The organism is Bacillus sp. AY2-1 (assembly GCF_008368965.1).
In the GTDB taxonomy this organism is placed as follows: domain Bacteria; phylum Bacillota; class Bacilli; order Bacillales; family Bacillaceae_G; genus Bacillus_A; species Bacillus_A thuringiensis_S.
This window is the reverse complement of record NZ_QPEL01000211.1, coordinates 1-3,003: the sequence shown is the minus strand read 5'-3', so window position 1 is coordinate 3,003 and position 3,003 is coordinate 1. Positions and strand designations below refer to the sequence as shown.

Here is a 3,003-nt window from a genome sequence, read left to right as displayed (position 1 = left end):
CTCCTCTTATTATAAAATCAACAAAAGCTATAAGTAGGACAATAATTCCAGATTGAGCCCAAATTTTCATTTCAATTTGTTGGATTCTTTCATCTGGGTGTGTACTGAGTGAAAACCATTTTTTTAGTTTTTCCATTTTAAAATTCCTCCCAAAATAATTTATCTAAACTTTTATCTAGTGTTTTAGCTGTATGAATGCAAAGTTTTAAAGAAGGGTTATAATTATTACTTTCAATAAGACTAATGTTATGTCGTGTAACATTTACAATATTGACCAACCCTTGTTGGGTCAGACCTTTTTCAACCCTTGCAATCTTCACTTTACTTAAAGACATTAAATACACCTCACTTGTAAAGATAACTTCACACCATAAATCTTATATTTTATATATTAAATTATTAACAACATAAATGAAATATATATTTTACATTTAGTCATTTATAGGTTGCAAACTCCTGTGTTTTTGTATCTAAAACTATCCTACAAATATAAAAACAGGCCATTCTTTCTGTAGAATCATAAGAAAAGATAACGCTTTTTTTCACTTAATGGATGGTGTAAAACCTTAGCTTATATAGCTGTTTAATGATTATCTCTGTTACCTATAATCTTCATTATTGGCAAGAAAATAATATCAAAAAAAAGGACAAACCTCATAATAATAGGGCTTGTCCTCTTTCTAATTTAAGGAGAGTCTTATATTATCTAAATGTGCGTAACCATATGGCTCCTTTGTCTACTCGATAGGAAGATTTACTTCTTTCTTTCCATATACTCTAACAAATCTTCCAAGACTTCTTGTTGATTCTGCCATAGTTCAGGCAAGTTATCTAATGGGAAAAATTTTAGCTGTAAGCTTTCTTCGTTATCAGTATGTAATGTTCCTTGAAAATCTCTACAAATATAAGTCAATTTCACTAAGGCAACTTGATCACCGTTAGATAGCGTTCTTTCGTATTTTTTTCCAGAATACACATTAAAGAATTCTAGATGTCCTAATTTCAAACCAGTTTCTTCAAACACTTCTCTCCTTGCTGTATCTTCCACTGTCTCGCCAAACTCCATAAATCCACCGGGGTGTCCCCACTTTCCATTATCAGATCGTAATTGCAAAAGCACTTCATTTTTTTCATTCAATACAAAACAACCTGCGACCACCATAATTACTTTTTCATGTCCAACCATATTTCTTAAATAACTTATATAATCCATGTTTTTCAGCTCCTTCACCACAAGTCTACATATCTTCTTTTCATGGATATCCCCCAACAATGACAATTGATTCATACAGTACGGTTCCCTTGTTTTCATCATAATAAAATAAATCTTTATTAAATAACCAATGTAAATCTTTTAAACTGATACTCACCAATATATTATACATTTAATTCCTTTTATCTTTTAGATCCCTGTCCCATTCCTAACGCCATCAAGTTAAGATATTATAATATCCCCAGAACAAATTTTTTTATATGTCAATCGTTTTTATAGTTTTGGAGTAAATCGTTCATGTTGGGTTGATAGGCATGGGGTACCGCCAGCATTTCGAAGAAAACTTACACTGAGAAGAAATAAAATGAGCCGTCTCCATATGGACAACTCATTTACATGATTTTCGTTATTAGGAGCTATTGCAAACTAATTCTATTTTGAGTAAGGTCAATCTTTGTTTTGTCTTTCTAACAGTTGAATAACTTTATCTAACTTTGGCTCAACTGAATCTTGCTTTTTGTGATTACTAGAATATCGCATTATACGTATAATCCCCCCAAGCAATGCACCGATGATCATTAATATAATAGCAACTCCAATGTAATAAATAGAGTTTTCTAAAGGCATTATACAGGACCCCCTTTTCCCTATTTTACCATTTAAAAGGAGTGATTTGTTGTTTGATTTCGGTTGTATACTATATATATCAGGTTCGTATAACGTCTCATTATCGGTACCAAGAGCAAAGAGGCCCTACTCTCAGAAAGAAATCTCCTTTTTCTTTTAGTTATTTTCATATCCCGAATGTAACTGCAAGAGATTTATGTATCCGAGTTTTTGTGTGCTTTATATTCAATATGCAGAATCGCATAAGTATTCCTTATATAACGATATTAAATTTAAATTTTTAACTTGTAAAATACAGGATGTTAAATAAATACCTAAGGGGTTGTTAATATGAAAAAATTTATGAACTTGTTAGCTATGTATTTTGCACTCACACTAGCATTTTTACCATCTATTTCAAAGGCGGATTCTTCTCCACTACGAAGTGTTAGTATTAGTGCTATAGGTGATAATAACAAAATGTATAGTGCAAGTTCTTACTTATCTATTCCTGTTCTTAAAGGCGATAACCTTTATGTGAAAGTTAGTGAAGTAGGTACACTGGATTCATATTCAGAAGCTTTAACTGTTAATGGGATTAGATATGCAGAAAGTTCTTTAGACGAAGTCAGTTCTTATACTGGTCCATTCGGATCAAAAAACATTTAGATTACGTATCAAGGGTTCGTACATCTTCTCGAACACATCAAATTCAACAAATACTATAACTTTTGAAGCTAGAGTTCCTTTCTCAATGCAAGTATTATCTAAAAGTATATCAGTTCATGTAGAATAATTTATAACATTTTTATTTAATAGAAACATAATTTGAACTTACCGTTATAGAAAAAGGAGCACCATAAAAATAGTGAACTTAATATTGTTCAAAGTTACTTATACTTATCTCCCAATTAATTGTGCAATCTAACCTTTTCATCTACTAAGTTCTTTTACTAAGGAATAGAAACTAAAAAAGAAATAGAAATGAGCCTTTTTATTATTTTGTTCATCTTTTTTTCGTTTTAGGAGAGATTTTATTTTTTAGCTTGATAACAATGTGGAGATATCCTAGGTTTAAAAATCCCTTTAGTTACTGCATATTAGCAACAACCTTTTGAAATTTAGGTTACTGCGATGTATAATTATCATAAAATCTAAGGAGTTATATATATGGATAACATAAA

At 30.6% G+C, this 3,003-nt stretch carries 3 protein-coding genes and 1 pseudogene; 1 reads left to right on the top strand and 3 read right to left on the bottom strand.

The window, feature by feature from the left end; all coding sequences use genetic code 11:
• Nucleotides 1–137: 137 nt before the first annotated feature.
• From DN403_RS28880 to DN403_RS28870, 3 genes are all read right to left on the bottom strand, one after another.
• On the bottom strand, nt 138–335 hold the full coding sequence (locus DN403_RS28880; RefSeq protein WP_149186033.1) for a helix-turn-helix transcriptional regulator: 198 nt from the start codon (nt 333–335) through the stop codon (nt 138–140).
• A gap of 419 nt (nt 336–754) precedes the next feature.
• Nucleotides 755–1,213: an NUDIX hydrolase gene (locus DN403_RS28875; RefSeq protein ID WP_149186034.1), complete on the bottom strand. Its 459-nt coding sequence runs from the start codon at nt 1,211–1,213 to the stop codon at nt 755–757.
• A gap of 447 nt (nt 1,214–1,660) precedes the next feature.
• Nucleotides 1,661–1,840, bottom strand: a complete 180-nt coding sequence (locus DN403_RS28870; RefSeq protein WP_149186032.1) for a DUF4083 family protein — start codon at nt 1,838–1,840, stop codon at nt 1,661–1,663.
• Between the two features lie 330 nt (nt 1,841–2,170).
• Between DN403_RS28870 and DN403_RS28865 the strand changes: the two are divergent.
• Nucleotides 2,171–2,615, top strand: a pseudogene (locus tag DN403_RS28865) (hypothetical protein).
• Nucleotides 2,616–3,003 lie beyond the last annotated feature (388 nt).